The 1,199-nt window shown below is 60.6% G+C and carries 2 protein-coding genes; both read right to left on the bottom strand.

The features are described 5' to 3' along the window. Positions 1–181, bottom strand: a 181-nt coding sequence (locus AWB81_RS43205) for a transposase zinc-binding domain-containing protein (RefSeq protein ID WP_200822649.1), incomplete at its 3' end; no start/stop codon positions are given. Positions 182–200: 19 nt separating this feature from the next. Then, positions 201–1,076, bottom strand: coding sequence for a tyrosine-type recombinase/integrase (locus tag AWB81_RS43210; protein ID WP_062644718.1), 876 nt, complete (start codon positions 1,074–1,076; stop codon positions 201–203). Positions 1,077–1,199: the final 123 nt, after the last annotated feature.

Consider the following 1,199-nt stretch of genomic DNA (forward strand, 5'->3'; position numbering starts at 1 on the left):
GACATGAGTTATAGGCGATCTCGGTTCGTGCACAGCCCGAACAGCGCAACACATGTCCACCCAGCGCCGCGCTGCGGCACTGTTCGATGGCCGACATCACCTTCAGCTGCCCGAGGCTCAGTGCTACCGTGCGTCGCCACGTGGCCCCGCAGGCGCGGAAGATGTCCGCGACCTCCAACATCGGTCTGACCGCGCGTCCGTTACTCAGTACGCAGGCGCTCCAGAGGACTGACGACTTCGTGCAGCAAATCGGTGGCGACCTGTGCGTAGAGCGCTGTCGTTTCAAGCTTCTTGTGGCCAAGCAGCACTTGAATCACACGGATATCCACCTTCTGTTCGAGCAGGTGCGTGGCGAAACTGTGGCGCAGCGTATGCATCGATACGCGTTTATCGATTTGTGCGGATTCGGCCGCAGCCCGAATCGCGCGATTCAGTTGCCGTGGAGTCAGCGGGTCAACAGGATCCAGTCCTGGAAATAACCAGCCGCCATCGGGCATCTTGCCTTGGGCGCGCGCCACGCGCCACCAGACTCGCAAGCGTTCGAGCAGCACCGGCGAGAGCATCGCGTAGCGATCCTTACGGCCCTTGCCCTGTTCGACCCGCAACGTCATGCGTTGACTATCAATATCGCCGACCTTGAGCGAGATCACTTCGCTGGCGCGCAACCCAGTGCCGTAGGCGAGCGATAACGCCGTCTGATGCTTTAAATTACCTGTCGCCGCAATCAGTCGTCGGACCTCGTCGGGGCTGAGGATAACCGGCAGGACGCGCGGCACGCGCACTGGCTGCATTCGAGCCATCAGTTCTGGTTTCTGAAGCGTGATCTCGAAGAAAAACTTCAACCCAGTGATCGCGGCATTGAGGGAGACGGGCGATGTTCCGCGATCGACCAAATACAACTGGTAGTTTCGCAGATCTTCGACAGTCGCCGTGTCGGGCGAGCGCTTAAGATATCGGGCGAATTCACGCACAATGCGCAAGTAGCCCGCTTGAGTCTTGGGAGAAAGCTGGCGCATGCGCATGTCGTCCGTCATGCGCTGACGCAGCGGGCTGACGCCCGGTTGAGTGGAGATCATGATGCGGCTCCGTTGAGGAACGAGGCGGATTGCCCCGATCATCAACATACGCAATCGCGCCGCTCCCCTCTCAAGGCCCGCCAAGTCGGGCCGTAGCCCCCTACCGCGCGAGCGGTTTCGTTC

Origin of the sequence: Caballeronia arationis (assembly GCF_001544975.2) — a bacterium.
Lineage (GTDB): Bacteria > Pseudomonadota > Gammaproteobacteria > Burkholderiales > Burkholderiaceae > Caballeronia > Caballeronia arationis.

Excerpts from the sequence above, each read along its gene's own strand:
- AWB81_RS43210 (WP_062644718.1), bottom strand. The coding sequence starts at position 1,076 with ATGATCTCCACTCAACCGGGCGTCAGCCCGCTGCGTCAGCGCATGACG.